This window comes from Nocardioides rubriscoriae, assembly GCF_008087085.1.
In the GTDB taxonomy this organism is placed as follows: Bacteria; Actinomycetota; Actinomycetes; order Propionibacteriales; family Nocardioidaceae; genus Nocardioides; species Nocardioides rubriscoriae.
In genome coordinates this window covers 564684-582630 of sequence record NZ_VIYJ01000001.1, presented here as the reverse complement: position 1 = coordinate 582630, position 17947 = coordinate 564684, and the positions used below count along the sequence as shown (strand labels likewise).

16 protein-coding genes and 1 tRNA gene are annotated in these 17947 nt (G+C 72.5%); 4 read left to right on the top strand and 13 right to left on the bottom strand.

The genetic code is table 11. From position 1 onward, the window contains the following. Positions 1-36 precede the first annotated feature (36 nt). From FZC61_RS02810 to FZC61_RS02800, 3 genes are read right to left on the bottom strand one after another with little or no spacing between them, the layout of a single operon-like run. On the bottom strand, positions 37-1233 hold the full coding sequence (locus tag FZC61_RS02810; RefSeq protein ID WP_211357050.1) for an acyl-CoA dehydrogenase family protein: 1197 nt from the start codon (positions 1231-1233) through the stop codon (positions 37-39). After that, complete coding sequence (gene phaZ, locus FZC61_RS02805; RefSeq protein WP_148612223.1) at positions 1230-2075, bottom strand: poly(3-hydroxyalkanoate) depolymerase; 846 nt, start codon at positions 2073-2075, stop codon at positions 1230-1232. Before phaZ ends, FZC61_RS02810 begins: the two co-directional genes overlap by 4 nt. Continuing rightward, a complete protein-coding gene (locus FZC61_RS02800) occupies positions 2065-3819 on the bottom strand; it encodes a PHA/PHB synthase family protein (RefSeq protein ID WP_148612221.1) in 1755 nt (584 codons plus the stop codon). The genes phaZ and FZC61_RS02800 overlap by 11 nt, the downstream gene beginning before the upstream one ends. Positions 3820-3996: 177 nt before the next feature. On the opposite strand from FZC61_RS02800, the gene FZC61_RS02795 reads away from it, so the two are divergent. Further along, the gene (locus FZC61_RS02795; RefSeq protein ID WP_148612219.1) at positions 3997-4455 is read left to right on the top strand and encodes an RrF2 family transcriptional regulator; all 459 of its coding nucleotides are present in this window, start codon (positions 3997-3999) and stop codon (positions 4453-4455) included. Between the two features lie 384 nt (positions 4456-4839). On the opposite strand, the gene FZC61_RS02790 is transcribed toward FZC61_RS02795, so the two are convergent. Both FZC61_RS02790 and FZC61_RS02785 read right to left on the bottom strand, forming a co-directional pair. Continuing rightward, on the bottom strand, positions 4840-5667 hold the full coding sequence (locus FZC61_RS02790; protein ID WP_148612217.1) for a hypothetical protein: 828 nt from the start codon (positions 5665-5667) through the stop codon (positions 4840-4842). 45 nt (positions 5668-5712) lie between these two features. Then, complete coding sequence (locus FZC61_RS02785; protein ID WP_148612215.1) at positions 5713-6165, bottom strand: nuclear transport factor 2 family protein; 453 nt, start codon at positions 6163-6165, stop codon at positions 5713-5715. Positions 6166-6305: 140 nt separating this feature from the next. On the opposite strand from FZC61_RS02785, the gene FZC61_RS02780 reads away from it, so the two are divergent. Continuing rightward, on the top strand, positions 6306-6833 hold the full coding sequence (locus tag FZC61_RS02780) for a SigE family RNA polymerase sigma factor (RefSeq protein ID WP_148612212.1): 528 nt from the start codon (positions 6306-6308) through the stop codon (positions 6831-6833). Continuing rightward, a complete protein-coding gene (locus FZC61_RS02775; RefSeq protein ID WP_148612211.1) occupies positions 6826-7602 on the top strand; it encodes a hypothetical protein in 777 nt (258 codons plus the stop codon). The genes FZC61_RS02780 and FZC61_RS02775 overlap by 8 nt, the downstream gene beginning before the upstream one ends. Here FZC61_RS02775 and FZC61_RS02770 read toward each other — a convergent pair. The 3 genes from FZC61_RS02770 to FZC61_RS02760 all read right to left on the bottom strand — a co-directional run bounded on the left by FZC61_RS02770 (position 7589) and on the right by FZC61_RS02760 (position 9269). Continuing rightward, the gene (locus FZC61_RS02770; RefSeq protein WP_148612565.1) at positions 7589-8245 is read right to left on the bottom strand and encodes a DUF2461 domain-containing protein; all 657 of its coding nucleotides are present in this window, start codon (positions 8243-8245) and stop codon (positions 7589-7591) included. The two genes, FZC61_RS02775 and FZC61_RS02770, sit on opposite strands and share 14 nt — an antisense overlap. A gap of 162 nt (positions 8246-8407) precedes the next feature. Further along, positions 8408-8483: transfer RNA gene (locus FZC61_RS02765), tRNA-Gly, on the bottom strand. A gap of 15 nt (positions 8484-8498) precedes the next feature. Then, positions 8499-9269: an SGNH/GDSL hydrolase family protein gene (locus FZC61_RS02760; RefSeq protein ID WP_211357049.1), complete on the bottom strand. Its 771-nt coding sequence runs from the start codon at positions 9267-9269 to the stop codon at positions 8499-8501. A gap of 93 nt (positions 9270-9362) precedes the next feature. On the opposite strand from FZC61_RS02760, the gene dcd reads away from it, so the two are divergent. Beyond that, on the top strand, positions 9363-9938 hold the full coding sequence (dcd, locus tag FZC61_RS02755) for a dCTP deaminase (protein ID WP_148612209.1): 576 nt from the start codon (positions 9363-9365) through the stop codon (positions 9936-9938). A 22-nt stretch (positions 9939-9960) separates the two neighbouring features. On the opposite strand, the gene FZC61_RS22910 is transcribed toward dcd, so the two are convergent. The 5 genes from FZC61_RS22910 to FZC61_RS02735 all read right to left on the bottom strand — a co-directional run bounded on the left by FZC61_RS22910 (position 9961) and on the right by FZC61_RS02735 (position 17890). Continuing rightward, entirely contained in the window at positions 9961-10122 is a 162-nt protein-coding gene (locus FZC61_RS22910; RefSeq protein WP_170285947.1) for a hypothetical protein, read from the bottom strand. Positions 10123-10160: 38 nt separating this feature from the next. Next, complete coding sequence (locus FZC61_RS02750) at positions 10161-10985, bottom strand: DUF4097 family beta strand repeat-containing protein (protein ID WP_148612207.1); 825 nt, start codon at positions 10983-10985, stop codon at positions 10161-10163. Between the two features lie 76 nt (positions 10986-11061). Then, positions 11062-11631, bottom strand: a complete 570-nt coding sequence (locus FZC61_RS02745; protein ID WP_148612205.1) for a toxin-antitoxin system HicB family antitoxin — start codon at positions 11629-11631, stop codon at positions 11062-11064. Between the two features lie 185 nt (positions 11632-11816). After that, a complete protein-coding gene (locus tag FZC61_RS02740; protein ID WP_148612203.1) occupies positions 11817-15158 on the bottom strand; it encodes a (Fe-S)-binding protein in 3342 nt (1113 codons plus the stop codon). 155 nt (positions 15159-15313) lie between these two features. After that, entirely contained in the window at positions 15314-17890 is a 2577-nt protein-coding gene (locus FZC61_RS02735) for a hypothetical protein (RefSeq protein ID WP_148612201.1), read from the bottom strand. Between the last annotated feature and the right edge of the window lie 57 nt (positions 17891-17947).

Here is a 17947-nt window from a genome sequence, read left to right as displayed (position 1 = left end):
CCAGCGGACCGACTCGGTGGTCGAGCTCGTCGAGACCTACACGAAGGCGCTCTCGCCGGTGATCGCGCGGCCCACGATGAGGGTGTTGATCTCGCGGGTGCCCTCGTAGGAGTAGATCGCCTCGGCGTCGGCGACGAAGCGGCCGACGTGGTGCTCGAGCAGGATGCCGTTGCCGCCGAGGACCTCGCGGGCCCAGCCGACCGTCTCGCGCATCCGCACGGTGCTGTGGGCCTTGCACAGCGAGGCGTGCTCCTCGCGCAGGCTGCCGGCGTCCTGCAGCTGGGAGGCGCGGGCGTTCATCGCGGTCGAGGCGGTGACGTTGCTGAGCATCTTGACCAGCAGGTCCTGGACCATCTGGAACGACGCGATCGAGCGGCCGAACTGCTCGCGCTGCTTGGTGTAGCGCAGCGCGTGCTCGAAGGCGCCGCGCGCGCAGCCCGCGGCCTGCCAGGCGACGTCCATGCGCGTCACGCGCAGCACCCGGGCGGTGTCGGCGAAGGTGTGGGCCTCCTGCAGCCGGTCGGCCTCGGGCACGAACACGTCGACCAGGTCGATCTCGGCGTTCTGCACGACCCGCAGGGCGATCTTGTCCTCCTGCTTGGTGGCGGTGAAGCCCTCGGCGTCGCCGCGCACGACGAAGCCCTTGACCTCGCCGTCGGCCTCGTCCTTGGCCCAGATCACGACCAGGTCGGCGAAGGTCGCGTTGCCGATCCACTTCTTGTGCCCGTTGAGGACCCAGCCGTCGCCGTCACGGCGCGCGGTGGTCGTCATCCCCTGCGAGATCGCCGACCCGGTGTCGGGCTCGGTGAGGCCGAAGGCGCCGATCAGCTCCATGCGCGCCATCGCCGGAAGCCAGCGCTCGCGCTGCTCGGGGGAGCCGCACAGCATGATGGACCCCATCGCCAGGCCGCCGTGGACGCCCATGAAGGTGCCGATCGAGGAGTCGACGCGCGACAGCTCCATGGCGACCAGTCCGTTGACCAGGGCGCCCCGCGCCGGGCAGCCGGGGCCGTCGTAGGTCAGGCCGGCGATGCCGAGGCTCGCCAACCCGGGCAGCAGGTCGTGGGGGAACGCAGCACGGGTCCAGTAGTCGTTGATGACCGGCTCGACCTCGCGGGTCATGAAGGCCCGCACCGAGCTGAGCAGCGCGCGGTCCTGCTCGTCGAGCAGCAGCTCGAAGCCGAGGAAGTCGGAGAACGGGGTGTCGGTCGGGTCGGTCTCGGGGGTGCTCAACGCAGGGACTCCTGGAGGAAGGTCTCGATGACGGGGGCGAGCCGGTCGGCCTCGGTGAGGATGCCGAGGTGCCCGCCGCGGTAGACGTGGAGGGTGGAGCGGGGGAGCAGGCGGGCGATCACCTTGGCGTTGACCAGCGGGATGATCGGGTCGTCGTCGCCGGCGAGCACCAGCACGGGCTGCCTGATCAGCGGCAGCCCCGGCAGGCTCGACCAGCCGGCGCCGGCCAGCAGCTGCAGGTAGTAGCCGCGCTGGGGGCCGGCGCGGGTCACCGAGTGCAGCAGCCGGGCGCCGCGCTCGGGGTCGGTGCGCATCGAGCCGCCGTAGATCGTGGCGGCGACCCTGGCGGCGTAGTCGGGGTCGCGGTGGCGGCGCGGGGTGAGCATGATGCCGAGCACCCGGGGCCGGGCCGGCACCATGAGCGAGCCGGTGCCGGTCGCGGCCAGCACCACGCGGCGTACGCGACGGCGCTGCTGGAAGGCCAGCTGCTGGGCGACCCCGCCGCCCCACGACAGGCCGAGGACGTCGTACGTCGGGTGGCCCAGGCGGGTCATCATCGCGCCGAGCCAGGACGCGAGGCCGGCCATCGTGTAGGGGAAGGGCGGCGGTGGGGAGCCGCCGACGCCGGGGACGTCGAAGCGCACCAGGCCGCGGGCCGGGTCGAGCTCGTCGACCAGCGGTTGCAGGGCCTCCAGCGAGGCGCCGATGCCGTTGCAGAGCAGCAACGGGGGCACGTCGGCGAGGTGGCCGGTCGCGGGGCGGACCGAGACGCGCACCGGGATCCGGCGTACGGCGATGGTGCGCAGCTGGTCGGGCTCGGCGGTCACGGGCTCAGCGGTCATGGACGTAGGTACCCGGGGCGTCGCAGACCGGCTCGTGCCGTGCCGAGCCGAGCCTGCGGGGCTTGCCGCGCTCGGGCCCGCTGCGCTCGCCGAGCCACGCGGCGTAGTCGTCCCACCAGGTGCCGGAGGTCTTCGACGCCGAGGCCAGCCAGTCCTGGGCCTCGGGCGGGTGGTGGGGCGCGGTCTGGAAGCTCGCCTTGGGGTTGCCGGGCGGGTTGACCATCGCGGCGATGTGGCCGCTGGTGGACAGCACGAAGCGGCTCTCGCCCCCGAACAGCTGGGTGGTGCGGTAGCAGGACTCCCAGGCGCACAGGTGGTCGGCGATGCCGGCGACGACGTAGGTGTCGGTGTCGATCTTGCCGAGGTCGATCTCGGTGCCGAGCAGGGTGGCGCCGCCCGCCTCGGTCAGCGAGTTGTGGATCGCGAGCTCCATGAAGTCGCGGTGCATCGCGGCGGTCATCCGCACCGAGTCGGCGTTCCAGTAGAGGATGTCGAAGGCCTTGGGGGCGTGGCCGAGGAGGTAGTTGTTGACCCAGTAGTTCCAGATCAGGTCGTTGGGGCGCAGCCAGGCGAAGACCTCGGCCAAGGCGCGGCCGTCGAGGTAGCCCTTCTCGGCGCTGGCGCGGGTGGAGGCGGCTGCGGCCTTGTGCGAGAGCAGTGCACTCGGAAGTCCGGCCTGCTCCTGGTCGAGCACCGTGACGGCAAGGCTGAAGGCGGCGACCCGGCCGAGGTCACCGGTCGCGGCCAGGTGGGCCAGCACCATCGAGGCGATCATCCCGCCCGAGCAGATGCCGAGCAGCGACACCTGCTCCTGGCGCGAGATGTCCTGCGCGACGGTCATCGCCTCGAGGATCGCCTGGGCGTAGGTGTCGAGACCCCAGGAGGCGTGGCGCTTGTCGGGGTTGCGCCACGAGATGCAGTAGACCTGCTGGCCCTGGGCGACCAGGTGCTCGACCAGGCTGCGGTCGGGGGCCAGGTCGATGACGTAGTACTTGTTGATCGTCGGCGGCACGATGAGCAGCGGCACGCTGCGCACCTGCGGGGTCTGCGGGGTGTACTGGATCAGCTCGAAGACGTCGGTGCGCAGCACCACGGCCCCCGGCGTCACCGCGAGGTCGGCGCCCACCTCGAAGGCGTCGGGCTCGACCATCGACGGGACCCGCGGTGCGGTCGCGAAGTCGCGGACCAGCCGGCGGGTGCCCTCGACGAGGTTGCCGCCGCCGGTGTCGACGACCCGCTTGAGGACCTTCGGGTTGAGGAACGGGTTGTTGCTGGGCGAGGACGCCTCGACCAGGTTGTCGACGATGAAGCCGATCCGCTGGCCGTCGCCCCAGCCGAGGCGGGTGTCCTCGACGACCCCGCGCACCGCGGCGCCTGCGGCCAGGTAGGCCTGCAGGGTGCGGCGCAGGAACGGGTTCTTGGACCAGCCGTCGTCGGTGAACCGGCGGTCCTTGGGGTCCGGCGCCCGCTCGGAGCGGCCGACCAGCACCTGGCCGAGCTCTCTGGTCAACCCGACCGTGCGGCGTACGACGGGGGCGGGACGGCGCACGAGCGCGCCGGCGAACCGCACCCCCGACATGCCGGGCAGGAAACGGCGTACCGGGCTGCTGGCCGCGTCGGCGAGCAGCAGGTCGAGCGGGGTGGAGACGGCGGCGGCGCGCTCGGCGGCGTCGGTGTCGTCGACGGCGTGGATGCGGGACTGCGCTGCCGCGGCGCTCTTCGCCGAGCCGGACGGGTGGGACATGGGGGCCTCCGAGGCGGCACAGGCCGCGTCACGCTGACCGCGACACGTGACCGGCACCACACTCACGCTCTCACGGTGGCCGTGCCTTCTCCCCATGCGCAGGGGTGGGGCGCAGGGGTGGACGCGATGGGCTTGTTGGTCCAGTGTCCGAGGCGACATATCTGACACACTGGCCTCATGCGAGTTTCCGCCAAGTCCGACTACGCGCTGCGGGCTCTCATCGAGATGGCGGGGCGCGAGGACGGCAAGGCCGTCAGCGCCGAGGAGCTGGGCCGGTTGCAGGACATCCCGCATGGCTTCCTGCAGGCGATCCTCGCCGACCTGCGTCGTGCCGGCATCGTGATGTCGCAGCGCGGGCAGTCCGGCGGGTGGCGGATGGGCCGCCCGGCCACCGACGTCTCCGTCGCCGACGTCATCCGCGCCGTCGACGGCCCCCTGGTCTCCGTCTACGGCCTGCGCCCCGAGTCCGTCACCTACAACGAGCGCGCCGACGTGCTGCAGCACGTCTGGATCGCCGCCCGACGCTCGCTGCGCGACGTCTTCGAGCAGGTCTCCCTCCAACAGCTCTCCGACGCCAAGCTGCCCAAGGCCGTCACCTCCCGCACGGCCGACGAGGACGCCTGGCAGCCGCACTGATCGATTGGTCGCTGAGCGCCGGCTCGAGCCGCCGGCCCGCACTTCCTGGTGGCGCTGCCGCCGGTCTGACACGGCGGGCCGGACCGTCTCCGCGGCCGGCGCCCACCGACGTGCGCCGTGTGGTCGAGTCGGTCCGTGGTCCGGGCGCCCAGATGGGGATGGCGCCTCAACACCCCACGGTGGTTGAGGAGTGAGGAGCGCTAGCGACGAGCCTCGAAACCACGCAACCGATCCCGCAGCCCCGACCGTGGCTCGGCGGGCCGCCTGCGTCGGCGTGCGCCGTGCGGTGAGGTTGGAGGCCCCGCCCCACGGTGGTCGAGGAGCTCCCGCTGGGGAGCGTCACGAGACCGCCCGACCGCAGCCGGCCGCCCGACCTGACCCGGGTCAGCGCTGCTCGGCCAGCTTGCGCTTGAGCTTGAGGCGCTTGCGCTCGACCTTGGCCAGGCGCTGGGTGAGCTCGTCGTTGCGCTGGCGCAGCCGCTCCAGCTCGTGGTGGGCCTGGTCGAGGGCGCGGCCGGCGGCCACCACCACGTCGTCGTCGTACGACGCCACGTCGAGCACCGCGGGGTCGCCGACGACGTCGTAGTCCGAGGCTCCGAGGAGCTCGCGCCAGGCGGCGGCGAGCCGGGGGTCGGCGGGCGTGGCCCGGTCGGGGGCGTCGAGGTCGACTGCCGGCACGCGCAGGGACGAGGTGCCGAAGTCGGCGACGCGGCCCAGTGACCTCCACGTCGTGGCGGCGTCGGCGCCGAGGAGCACGTGCACACGGTCGGCGGCGCCGACCGCCCCGGCCCAGCGGGGCAGCACGTCGGCGAGGTCGCGGCCCGGGTCGCCGGGACGCACCCAGGCCACGGGTGCTGCGGCCGTCACGACGGCGTGCACGTCGAAGCCGTCGAGGGACTCGACCACGGCGCGCGCCCGCTCGGGCGGTGCGGCCGCCAGCAGCGTCTGGCTGAGCACGATGGTGTCGCGGCCCTTGCGGGCCCGCTCGACGAGGTCGGCCCAGGCGCCGTCGACCTCGTCGCGGTCGTAGCCCCAGTCGGCGTGGGCGTCGAGCACGTCGAGGACGGCGCGGAAGGTCGCGCCCGACCCGGCCGGGCGGCGTACGTGCAGGTCGAGCAGGGCGTGCTCGTGGGCCTCGAGGGCGTCGCCGACCACCCGACCCGATCCGTCGTCGAGACCGACATGGAGGAACGCGCGCCGCCGACTAGCCACCCCACCAGCGTGGCACCTGCGCATGAGCGCAGCATGAACGCGGGATCAGGCGGGGGTGAACGACGCCATCGTGCGCTCGGGCTCCCAGAAGGCCTTCATCGACAGGACCAGGCCGTCGTCGTCGACGACGTAGACCATCACCAGGTCGGTCGTGGTGTGGGAGCCGTCGGCGAACGACGTCTTGATGCTGCCGACGTTGGCGCAGGTGTTGCTGCCCGGGTTGGCCAAGGACTCCGTGATCGTGAACTCGAACGTCGCGATCGGGGCGATCGCCTTCTCCCAGAAGGCGGAGATGCCGGCGTGGCCGTGGTGGCCCTTGCCCTCGGGGTCGAACATCGAGGGTCCGACGGGGTCCTCGAGCACGGCGTGCTCGGAGTAGACCGTGAGCCACTCGGCCAGGTCGCCCTTCGCGACCGCCGAGTAGGACCGCTGGCTGGCCGCGCGGGCCGGGTGCGGGTCGTCGGCGGCGAGCCAGGTGATGGCGTCGGAGGTGATCATGCGGGCATCGTACGACCAGAACTGCAACGTGTTCTAGTTCTGCGTGAAGCCGGCCGCATGGGGGAGTGTGTGACGCGGGAGCGGGTGACGGCGTCCTTGCAGTGTCGCCGACGTGACGCCGACCGGACACCAGGAGTGAGATGTCGACCAGGACGCAGGAGTTCGAGGAGTTCGCGCTCGCGCGGACCCCCGCGCTGCTGCGGTCGGCGCGCCTGCTCAGCGGTGACGCCCACCTCGCCGAGGACCTCGTCCAGGACACCCTGGCCAAGGTCTACGTGCGGTGGCACGCCACGCTGCGCGGGCCGATCGACAACCCGGTGGCCTACGCCCACACGGCGCTGACGCGCACGTTCCTGAGCAACCGCCGCCGACGCAGCAGCACCGAGCGGCCGTACGCCGACCTGCCCGACCGGCCCGTCGCCGACGCGACCGGCGCGGCGGAGACGCGGATGGCCCTGGACGAGGCGCTCGCCGGGCTCGCCCCGGCCGATCGTGCCGTGCTGGTGCTGAGGTACCTCGAGGACCTCAGCGTCGAGGAGACCGCCGCCCGCATGGGGGTCTCCTCGGGTGCCGTCCGCAACCGCAGCATGCGTGCGCTCGAGCGCATCCGTCCGCTGCTCGACACCTCCCTCACCATCACCCCTGAGAGAGGTACCACCCGTGAATGACCACAGCTCGGCGTCCCGGCTGCTCCGCGACGCCACCCGACACGACGACCTCACGATCGACGTCGACCGGGTCGTGCACGGCGGCATCAGCCGCGGGCGCGCGCTCCGCCGTCGCCGACGTGTCGGGACCTCGCTCGCCGCGGCCACCCTGGTCGGCGCCATCGGCGTCGCGGCGAGCGTGGGTCCGGGGCTGGTCGGCGAGCGGGGCACCGCCGTCGTCCCCGGCCCGGGGTTCGCCACCGACGGATCCGCGTCACCGACCCCGTCTCCGAGCCCGACCCCGACCCCGGGCCAGGTCGACGCAGCGCTGACCGTGGCGGCCGCCGACGTGCCGGCCGTCGTCGGCGGCCTGCTCGGAGGCGAGGTCGGCGAGGTCCGCACCGAGGCGCCGTTCGGCCTGGTCGACGAGCCACAGCGCAGGACCGTCCACTTCACCTACGACGGCACGCTGACGACGTTCGTCATCGAGCGCGCCGACACCCTCGCCTCGTGCGCGGCCCAGGTCGACCCGGCCAACCAGCCCGACGGCCGGCCTGGTGGCGAGTGCGTCGTCCGCGACGGCGTCGAGCTGCTGCTCTCCCCGCCCGAGGAGGCCGACGGTGTCACCGCGCAAGGCGTGTCGGCCTGGCGGCACGGCTACGTGGTGAGCGCGGTGTCCTACGACGCCGCCGACGGCAAGGACGTGGCGCCGGTGACCGACGCGCCCCCGATCTCGATGGCCGAGCTCGAGGAGCTGGTGACCAGCGACGTCTGGTTCACCGGATCCTGAGGTCCTCGGGCACGCCCTCGACCGCGCGCTGCAGCCACGTCACCAGGGGCTTGAGCGCGCGCCAGTCGTCGCGCACGAGCGTCTGGACGGCGGGGGTGTGGATGACCTTCTCGAAGCCGTACGGGCGCCCCACGACGATCTGCTTGTGCCGGAGCAGGTCGATGCGCGGGTGGTCGGCGGAGTAGCCGCGCGGGGTGGTCTTGAGCTGCTCGCCGCCGACCTCGAAGCCGGCCTTCTCGAGCTTGGTCAGCAGCCTCTGGAGCGCCGGGCCGGTCCTGTCGTCGTCGATGGCGTCGCGGATCGCGCCCAGCCGGGCGCCCGAGGCCTCGTAGAAGCCTCCGCCGACGCGGACACCGCGCGGGGACAGCTCGACGTACCAGCCCATCGACGGGCCGGCGGGGACGAACGCGCCCTGGTGGGTCTTGTAGGGCGTCTTGTCCTTCGCGAAGCGCACGTCGCGGTAGGGCCGAAAGATCTTCGCCGGCCCGAACTCGGGCTCGAGCGCCGCGCACAGGGCCACGAACGGCTTCTTGACCGCCTCGTCGTAGACGCCCTTGTGGGCCTCCCAGAACGACTTGGTGTTGTCGAGCTCGAGGTCGTCGTAGAAGTCGAGGGCGGCGACGGGGAAGCCTTCGAACTGCATGTCTGCCACGCGCCCGAGGGTACGACGCGGGTGCGTGGTCGGGTCGCGGGCCCGGCTGCGGTGGTCTCGTCCAGCTGGCGTGGGCTCGTTCCTTACCCGCGCGCTCGCTCGACCTTCGCACGCAACGGCCCCCCGCTCGTTCCTCGCGGGGGGCCTGCGTGCTGGAGCGGATGACGAGACTCGAACTCGCGACATCGACCTTGGGAAGGTCGCGCTCTACCAACTGAGCTACATCCGCAGTGCGTGGCCGATGCTAGCCGAGACGGGTGTAGGTCGCATGGCGAGGGTCGAGGCCGTCGCCCGACGAGCGTCCGGTGAGCCGGCGGTGGACCCAGGGGGCGGCGGACGTCCGGACCCAGGTCGCGTGGTGGCGCAGGGCGGCGACGCGGCCCGGGCCGCGGGCGGCGGTGGGGTCCAGCGGCTCGAGGTCGTGGGCCACGCCGAGGGTGTCGAGGACGGCGGCCGCCATCCGCTGGTGGCCGGCCGGACCCATGTGCATCCGGTCGTCGTCCCAGTAGCCCCACTCGCGGTACTCACGCATCCGCCAGAAGTCGACGACCGTGGCGCCGTGCCGCTCGGCGCTCTCGCGCGCGTGCTCGCTGTAGAGCGCGAAGCGGCCGCGCAGCATCTTGTAGGTCGCCGACCCGCCGGGGTCGAACGCGGTCCACACGAGCACCCGCGCGCCGGCGCCGGTGAGCCGGGCGATCGCGTCGTCGTAGGTCGTCATCAGCGCGTCTAGGTCGACCTGGGGGCGCAGGATGTCGTTGGCGCCGGCGTACATGGTGACGAGGTCGGGCTGCAGCGCCAGCGCGGCGGGCACCTGGTCGTCGACCACCGCGCCGAGCTTGCGGCCGCGGATCGCGAGGTTGGCGTAGCCGAAGTCGGGGACGTCGCGGCCGAGCACCTCCGCGACCCGATCGGCCCAGCCGCGTACGCCGTTGGGCCGGTCGTCGGCGGGGTCGCCCACGCCCTCGGTGAACGAGTCGCCCAGGGCGACGTAGCGACGATAGGGATGCGGGGTCACCCGGCGATTGTGCGGGGGTGGTCCACGCCGGCCGGCACGGGGGTGGCGCAGAACCGCTGCGGGCGGAGCCTACCGCTTCGGTAGGGTTCGTCCGTGCTGCTGTCAGACCGCGACATCCTGGCCGAGATCGACGCTGGCCGGGTCGCGCTCGACCCGTGGGACCCGGGCATGGTCCAGCCGTCGTCGATCGACGTACGGCTCGACCGCTACTTCCGGGTCTTCGAGAACCACCGCTACCCCCACATCGACCCGGCGGCCGACCAGTCCGACCTGACCCGTGAGGTCGAGCCCGAGGGGGACGAGCCGTTCATCCTGCACCCCGGCGAGTTCGTGCTGGGGTCGACGTTCGAGGTGGTCTCGCTGCCCGACGACATCGCGGCCCGCGTCGAGGGCAAGTCGTCACTGGGTCGCCTCGGGCTGCTGACGCACGCCACCGCGGGCTTCGTCGACCCGGGCTTCTCGGGTCACGTGACGCTCGAGCTCGCCAACGTCGCGACCCTGCCGATCAAGCTCTACCCGGGGATGAAGATCGGCCAGTTCTGCTTCTTCCGGCTGTCGTCGCCGTCGGAGCACCCGTACGGCTCGGCCAAGTACGGCTCGCGCTACCAGGGCCAGCGTGGCCCGACGCCGTCACGGTCGTTCCAGAACTTCCACCGCACCCCGATCTGACGACGCCACGGGGGCAGGCCGTTCAGCCCTCGAGGCGGTCGGCGACCGAACGGACCCGCTCGGCCAGCCGGTGGCGGCGCGCCTGCCGGCGGGCGGTGAGGACGTCGGCGCGGTTGCGCGCCTCGCGGTCGGCGGCGCGGCTGGTGCGGCCGCGGTAGAGCTCGTGGTCGAGGATCTCGTTCATGGTGGTTCTCCTGTCGCTGTGTGATGCGGGGGGTGGGCTCAGGCCTGGGTGAGGACGATGTCGCCGCTGACGGTCTTGGCCCGCAGCTCGACGTGGTCGGCGCCGGGCTCGGGCTCGCCGGCGCTCTGCAGGGAGGAGCGGATGTGACCGGAGACCGTCGAGACGTCGGTCCAGACGGGGACACCGGCCGGTACGCCGACCTGCACGTCGCCCGACGCGCCCTTGACCTGCACGCGGCCGGCGGCGATCGAGCCGATCCGCAGGTCGCCGCTGCCGGTGACCAGGCCGACGTCGCCGCCGGCCCGGCCGATGCGCAGGTCGCCCGAGCCGGTCTTGACGGCCGTCTGGCCGGAGGCGTCGCGGATCTCGACGTCGCCGGAGCCGGTGGACACCGAGACCTCCGCGACCGCCGTACCGATGGCGATGTCGCCGGAGCCGCTCTTGACCCGCAGCTCCTGGCCCGCGTGCTCGACGGTGACCTCGCCCGAGCCGGTCTCGACCAGGCAGGCCCCGGCCAGGACGTCGAGGGTGACGTCGCCGGACCCGGAGCGGACCTGGGCGGTGCCGACCTGACCGGTCACCCGCAGGTCGGCGCTGCCGAGCTTGGTGACCAGGTCGCTGTTGCTCGGCAGGGTGACGACGATGTCGAGACGGCGGTCGCCGGAGAAGAGTCCGCCGCGCTGCTGGGGGGCGATCACGGTGAGGCGGCGGCCGTCGAAGTCGACCATCGTGTCGTCGGCGTCGGGGCCGGTCAGCTCGACGCGGGTCTCGGTGGTGTCGGTGGCGTGGACGACGACGGCGCCCTTGCCGTTCTCGACGTAGAGCCCGATCGGCTCGTGGGTCTCGAAGTGGTGGTCGGTCATGGTAGGTCTCCTGGGTGAGGGTGTGCGGGTCCGCGGGGCCGGCGGTGGTGCCGGTCCCGGGGTCGTGCTGGTGGGGTCAGACCCAGCCGTTCATCCGCTTCGGGCCGGAGCCGCGGGTGCTGGGGAACGGGTGGGGTCCACCGAAGAACGGCAGGCTCGAGAGGTCGATGTCGACGTTGATGGCGCCCTCGCCCGTGCCGCGGGTGGCGGCGCGGACGACATTGACCAGCCAGGTGTTGAGGGACTGACCGGCGGCGGCCGCGGCGTCCTCGGCCCGGGTCTTGACCGACTCGGGCAGGCGCAGGGTGATCCGCGCCGTGGTGTCGTCGTCGGCGTCCTCGGGCGGGGCCGGGGGGGCGGGCGGCGCAGGGGGCGTCGGCGGGGTCGGCGCGACGGGGGCCGCGAGGGCCGAGTCGACGACGAAGGCGAGGTCGCGTCCGTCGAGGCGGACGTCGACGCCCCCCGACGGCATCTCCGCGGTGATCTCGGAGCACGCCTGGCTGATGGCCTCCATCAGGGCGAGGCGGGCCGCCGGGTCGAGGGCGAAGCCCAGGCGCTCGGCGGCGGTGCGCAGCTCGTCACCGGCACCCTCGGCGGCCGCGAGCAGGTCGCGACGCAGGTGGTCGACGTACGGGGTGAGGTCCATGCGCACCACTCTGACATCATGATGACATCACGTCAAGCATTTCTGACATCATTATGATGTCTCGCTGACGCTCACGTGGTGTCGCCATGGCGTCGTACCCGTCGACCCGTCGCGTCTACGCGACGGGTCGACCCGAAATGACGCTGACCCGTCGCGTAGACGCGACGGGTCAGCGGTGGCCGGGGTCAGAGGTCGAAGAGGGAGCCTTCGCCGATCTCGACGTCGGTGCGGGGCTGGTGGGCCTCGCCGCTGCTCTGCGGCGTCGACGTCGGCTCCGCGGTCGCCTGCGGCTCGGGCTCGGGCTCCGGCTCGGCCGGGGTCTCCTCGACCAGGGCGTCGGCCTCCTCGACCGTGGCCGTCTCGGGCTCGGGGGTCGGGGCGTCCGAGGCGATCGCGGTGGCGGCGGCGCTGACCGCGGCGCCGCCCGACAGCGTGCCGGGCTGGCCCTCGGTGTCGGTCGGGGCCGGCGTCGGCTCCGGCTCGGACTTGGGCTCGGGCTCGGTGAGCTTGTCCTCGACGGGAGCGGCGGCTGCGACGGGCTCCGGGGCCTGGATGTCGAACAGCGACCCGCCGTCGGGGATCTCGGCGGAGGGTGACGCCGTCGCCGCGGGCGTCGCGGCCGGCTCGGGCTCGGGCTCGACGGCGGCCACGGGCTCGGCGGGCTCAGCAGGCTCGGCGGGCTCGGACGCCGCGTGGGCGGCCGGCGCCTGCGGGGCGGCGATGTCGAACAGCGACCCGCCGGAGCCGAGGTCGGCGGCCGGGGCGGCCGGGGCGGCCGGGCTGGCCGCCTCGGGCGCGGGCACTGCCGCGGGCTCGGGCGCCGCAGCGGCCTTCGCCTCGGGCTCGTCGGCCTGCAGGTCGAACAGCGACCCGCCCGAGCCGAGGTCGGCAGCGGGCTCGCTGTCGGTCTCGGTCTTGCTCTCGGTCTTGGCCTCGGTCTTGGCCTCGGCCTTCGCGGGCTTCGGCTCGTCGCCGCCGAGGTCGAACAGCGACCCGCCTGCGGGCTTCTCGTCGGCCGGCTCGTCGGCGCCGAGGTCGAAGAGGGACCCGCCGGAGGAGGCGGGCTTGGCGGCCTGCGCCTCCTCGGCAGGGGTCTTGTCCTCGTCGGCGGTGGCGGCGGGCTCGTCTCGGACCGCCGGGTCGTCGAAGAGCGACGAGCCGCCGGACGCCTTGGCCAGCGGGCCGGCGTCCTCGGTGGCGACCACGGTGTCGTCGGTGATGGTCACGTCGCCGGCCTCGGGCTCGGCCTTGGTCGCGACGTCCTGCTCCGGAGCGGCAGGCGCGGCCTTGGCCTCGGCGGCCTTGGTGGCGGCGCCGGCACCGGGGGCGAGCTTGGTGGCCTGCTCGCCCTTGACCGAGGCGAGCAGCATCTGGGCGACGTCGAGGATCTCGACCTCCTCGCGCGCCTCGTCGCGCGACTGCTTCATCGTCAGGCCGTCGGACAGCATCACGCGGCAGAACGGGCAGCCCACGGCGATCTGGTCGGCGCCCGTGGCGACGGCCTCGTCGGTGCGGTTCATGTTGATCCGCGAGCCGATGTTCTCCTCCATCCACAGCCGCGCGCCGCCGGCGCCGCAGCAGAAGGACCGCTCGCTGTTGCGCTCCATCTCGACGTACGTCGCCCCGGGCAGGATCTGCAGGAGCTCGCGCGGCGGCGTGTAGACGCCGTTGTGACGGCCGATGTAGCACGGGTCGTGGTAGGTGATGGAGCGCTTGTGGGCGCCCGCGCCCTCCTTGACCGGCGTCAGCTTGCCCTCGCGGACCAGCCGGTTGAGGAGCTGGGTGTGGTGCACGACCTCGAGCTCGATGCCGAACTCGCTGTACTCGTTCTTGAGGGTGTTGAAGCAGTGGGCGCAGGTGGAGACGACCTTCTTGGCCTTCGCCTCGGTCAGCACCTCGACGTTCTGCTGGGCCAGGCCCTGGAAGACGAACTCGTTGCCGGCGCGGCGCGCCGGGTCACCGGTGCAGGTCTCGCCGTTGCCGAGCACGCCGAACGAGACACCGGCCATGTCGAGCAGCTCGGCGACCGCGCGGGTCGTCTTCTTGGCGCGGTCCTCGTAGGCGCCGGCGCAGCCGACCCAGAACAGCCACTCGACCTCGTCGAGGGACTCGATGGTGTCGCCGACGACCTTGACCTCGAAGTCGAGGCCCTTGGCCCAGTCCAGGCGCGCGGTGGGCGACATGCTCCACGGGTTGCCCTTGTTCTCGAGGCCCTTGAACAGCCCGTTGAGCTCGGCCGGGAAGTTGGACTCGACCAGCACCTGGTAGCGGCGCATGTCGATGATGTGGTCGACGTGCTCGATGTCGACCGGGCACTGCTGCACGCAGGCCCCGCACGAGGTGCAGTTCCACAGGACGTCCTCGTCGATGACGAACGCCCCGCCCTCGGGGTTGTAGAACCAGTCGGCCGCCCGCTCGTCGGAGCCGTCACCGTGGGCGTCGCGGTCGCCGGTGCCGATGAGTGTGCGGCCCTGGGCGGACTCGTCGCCCGCGGCCATCGCGTAGGCGTGGTCGCGCAGGCCCGTGATGAGCAGCTTGGGCGACAGCGGCTTCTCGGTGTTCCAGGCCGGGCACTGCGACTGGCAGCGGCCGCACTCGGTGCAGGTCGTGAAGTCGAGGATGCCCTTCCAGGAGAAGTCCTCGAACGAGCCGACGCCCAGCGTGGCGTCCTCGTCGAGGTCGTCGATGTCGTCGAGGGTGATCGCCTTGCCCTCGGAGGTGAGCGGCTTGACGGCGCCCAGCGCGGTGCGGCCCGAGCCTTCGCGCTTGAACCAGATGTTGGGCCACGCGGTGAACCGGTGCCAGGCCACGCCCATGGTCAGGTTGCGGGAGATGACGATGAGCCAGATCATCGCGAGCACGATCTTGAACAGCGCGACGCCGAAGATGATGTTCTCCAGCGCGCCCTCACCGTCGGGGTAGAGCGCGTCACCGACGTACGACGACAGCGGGAAGTGTCCACGGCCGCCGTGCTCCCCGCCGTGGTAGAGCTCGGTGAGCTTGTACTCGGCGCCGCGGATGAACAGGATCGCGCCGCCCTCGAGCAGGGCGAACGCCTCGACGAAGTAGGCCTGCCACATCGTCGAGCCGAAGAAGCGGCTCTGGCGCCCGAGGCTGCGCGGGTGGTGCTTCTGGCGGTAGATGATCAGGTAGATGATGCCGATGGTGCTCAGCAGGCCGATGAACTCGAGGGTCCACTCCACGGGGTACCAGTGGCCGATGATCGGCAGCACGAACTCGGGGTCGAACAGCTGCACGTAGGCGGTCGCGACGGCTGTGCTGAGGATCAGGAACGCCGCGTAGACGAACCAGTGCATGATGCCGACCCAGGTCCACTGGAGCATCCGGGTGTGGCCGAAGGTCTCCTTGAGCATGGTGACCGTGCGCTGCACCGGCTGGTCGCGACGCCCGATCACGGGCTGGCCCTGCCGGAGCACCCCGAGCATCTGGCGCACGGCCAGCGTCGTGATGGTCACCGCCACGGCCGTGATGGCCAGGGAGATGATGATGGCGACGGTCTGGAACATGGGGAGGACTCCACTCGATCGGCGGCCCAGGGGTCAGCGCCACGGGCTGGACGAGCCTATTGCCCGGCCCCGCCCACGTCAGCGCATCTCAGGGTGAGAAGGATCCTACCGATGGGTAACCTGCGGTCGCTCACCCCGGTGGACGCCGGCCGCGGTCAGGTGACCCGGGTGACGCGGCCCCGCGGGGAGAAGGTGATCGTCACCATGACCCGGGGCCGGTCGGCGGCCGTGGCGCAGACGCCGTACGTCGAGCCCAGTCGGCTGTAGGGCTGGCCGACCGCGCGCATCACCTCGACGGTCGTCATGCCGCGGCGGACCTGCCGCCGGACCTGGCCGACCGTCTTGCGCAGACCGGGGTTGCGGCAGGAGTCGGGCCGGATGCCCGTGGCGCGCTCCCACATCTGCAGGTAGGCCTCGGCGCCGCGCGACATGTCGTCGAGGATGGCGGCCCCGTCGGCCGGCCGCGTCGTGCCGGCGACCTGGGCGAGGTCCTGGATCCAGTCGGGATAGAGGCCGTACTGGGCGACGCCGTCGCGGTTGATGTCGTAGACGCGGCGCCCGGCGTGCTGCTGGCGGACCAGGACGCCGCCCAGGCCGCGGAAGGGGTAGGTCACCGGTCGCCGCGCGTCGGCACCACGGGCCGCACCCTGGGCGCCGAGGCCGTTGATGTCGGCGCCGAAGCCGATGCCCCAGTAGTAACGGGGGTCGGCCCACCGGACGTGGGTGCGCCACTTGTCGACGAACCCGGTCGAGTCGCCGGCGTAGGGGGTGATGAAGCCGCCGGCGCGGTAGATGCGGGGGTAGGCGTCGGGGGTCGACCAGGAGTGGCTCGACAGCACGCCGGGGTAGCGCAGCCGCTCGATCACGTCCATCGCGCTCGCGCGGGCCTTGACGCTGAGGTGGTCGGGGTCGAAGAGCATGTGGCGCTTCACCAGCTCGCGGACGGTGTGCTCGCCGAGCGAGGTCAGTCCGCGCGCATTGCAGTGCTGGGGCGCCGGGTAGACCGGGGTGGCGGGCAGCAGGCCGCCGAAGAGCTGCCCGATGGCCCCGAAGATGGCGTCCTGGGCGGGCGCGGCGGGGGTGCCGCCGGGCAGGGCGTACTGCGTCCGGTCGTGGTCGGGGGTGGTGGCCGGCGAGCAGGTGCGCATGTCCCAGAAGGTGCCGGTCTCGAGGAAGTTGGCGCCGTTGACGACCACGCCCGTCGTGCCCTCGTCGCCCGCGACCCCGCCCAGCGCGTTGTCGAACTTGTTGACCAGCTCCATCTGGCGCACGCCGAGCCCGTGCATCTCGTCGATCTGCCGGGTGATGTCGGCGGCGGTGCAGGCCGGGACGTCGGAGCCGGCGACCGCCTTGAAGGTGCAGCCGAAGGGCACGCTGGTCTCGATGCCCATGACGACGGCGAGCTTGCCGGCGTTGATGACCCGGCGGGCCTCGAAGGGGGTCTTCACGATCCGGTAGAAGCCCTTGCCGGGCCCGCCGAACTGGGCGTCGATGTAGTTCTGGAAGGCGTACATGTCACGCGCCTGCAGCCGGATGGAGTCCATGTCGTCGCAGCTGTTCTTCTTCAGCGGGTAGACCTCGCACAGCTTGTTGTTCTCGACCAGCAGGTTGACGAAGATCCGCTGGCCGCCGCGCCACGCACGCTCGAGCCAGCGGTAGTAGGTGCCCTCGTGGGTCAGCGACTCCGGGGCCGGCCAGTCCTTGAAGGTCGGCCACCCGACGGGGTCGTGGCTGGGCTCGCCGGACAGGAACGCCTCGAGCGCCGCGCCGTTGCCGCCGGTGGCTGCGTGGTCGGGGCAGTCGACCAGCGCGTAGGCCACGCCGTAGGGGTGCCACGGACGGCCGCAGTGGGCCCGTCCGCCGAGGAACTCGAAGGCCATGCCGTGGGTGTGGGCGTCGATGTAGCCGCGCACCTCCTGGATCGCGGTGACGCCCGCGTGGGGGTCGCCGGACACGTCGACCTGGGCCTCGGGATAGGGCAGGCAGGGGTCGACCCGGCGCAGCGCGAAGGGGGTCGGCGTGGCGCCGAGGCCCAGCGTCGACCCGGAGGCGCGCAGGGACCGGCCGTCGGGCAGCCGGAACGTGAAGCCTGCAGCGGTGCGGGCGACGGTGAGCTCGGCGTCGCGACTGGGTCGCGCGTCGAGGCCGAGACCGTCGCTGCCGGCCAGGAAGCGGCGACCGTGGGTGAAGAGCAGGTAGGTGCCCAGCCGGGTCGCCTGGAAGCGGAACCGGGTCGCCTGTCGCAGCCCGACACGCTCGACCCGAAGTCCGCCGGCGGTGCGGCGTACGAAGCGGCCCGGCGAGGGACTCAGGGTGTAGCAGCCGCCGGCCATGGCGAAGCGGTCCTGGGGGACGTCGAGTCGCTCCTGAACCACCGGCACGGTGGTCAGCCGGGGGTCGGGGAGACGGCGCTGCGAGGCGACGTAGGCGGCGGCGGTGCGGGCCTGCGCCGCCGTCGTCGGGTCGCGGGTCTCGTCGCCGGTCTCGCCGCTGCGGGCCAGCATGTTGTTGAAGCGCGGGTCGTGCGTGTGGGGCGGGGTGCCGTAGGGATCGACGTGGGGGAGCCCGGCGGCCGCCTTGCGCTGCTCGTGGGCCTCGCGCAGCGACGTGGTCCGGCCGTCGGCCGACGACGGCAGCAGGAGCGCTGCGACCACGACCGCGAGGGCGGTGGTCGAGGCGGCGCAGGCCGAGCGCAGGCGGCGGGGCCGGTGCGGCTGGTGATCTGGTCTCATGCGGGTCCACCTCGGGAGCACGGGTGTGACGGGGGCGACAGCGGGACGGCTCATCGT

Coding starts and splice junctions, on each gene's coding strand:
- FZC61_RS02740 (WP_148612203.1), bottom strand. CDS start 15,158: ATGTTCCAGACCGTCGCCATCATCATCTCCCTGGCCATCACGGCCGTG.
- FZC61_RS02770 (WP_148612565.1), bottom strand. CDS start 8,245: ATGCAGTTCGAAGGCTTCCCCGTCGCCGCCCTCGACTTCTACGACGAC.
- FZC61_RS02735 (WP_148612201.1), bottom strand. CDS start 17,890: ATGAGACCAGATCACCAGCCGCACCGGCCCCGCCGCCTGCGCTCGGCC.
- FZC61_RS22910 (WP_170285947.1), bottom strand. CDS start 10,122: ATGAACGAGATCCTCGACCACGAGCTCTACCGCGGCCGCACCAGCCGC.
- FZC61_RS02780 (WP_148612212.1), top strand. CDS start 6,306: ATGTCGACCAGGACGCAGGAGTTCGAGGAGTTCGCGCTCGCGCGGACC.
- FZC61_RS02745 (WP_148612205.1), bottom strand. CDS start 11,631: ATGGACCTCACCCCGTACGTCGACCACCTGCGTCGCGACCTGCTCGCG.
- FZC61_RS02800 (WP_148612221.1), bottom strand. CDS start 3,819: ATGTCCCACCCGTCCGGCTCGGCGAAGAGCGCCGCGGCAGCGCAGTCC.
- FZC61_RS02750 (WP_148612207.1), bottom strand. CDS start 10,985: ATGACCGACCACCACTTCGAGACCCACGAGCCGATCGGGCTCTACGTC.
- FZC61_RS02785 (WP_148612215.1), bottom strand. CDS start 6,165: ATGATCACCTCCGACGCCATCACCTGGCTCGCCGCCGACGACCCGCAC.
- phaZ (WP_148612223.1), bottom strand. CDS start 2,075: ATGACCGCTGAGCCCGTGACCGCCGAGCCCGACCAGCTGCGCACCATC.
- FZC61_RS02795 (WP_148612219.1), top strand. CDS start 3,997: ATGCGAGTTTCCGCCAAGTCCGACTACGCGCTGCGGGCTCTCATCGAG.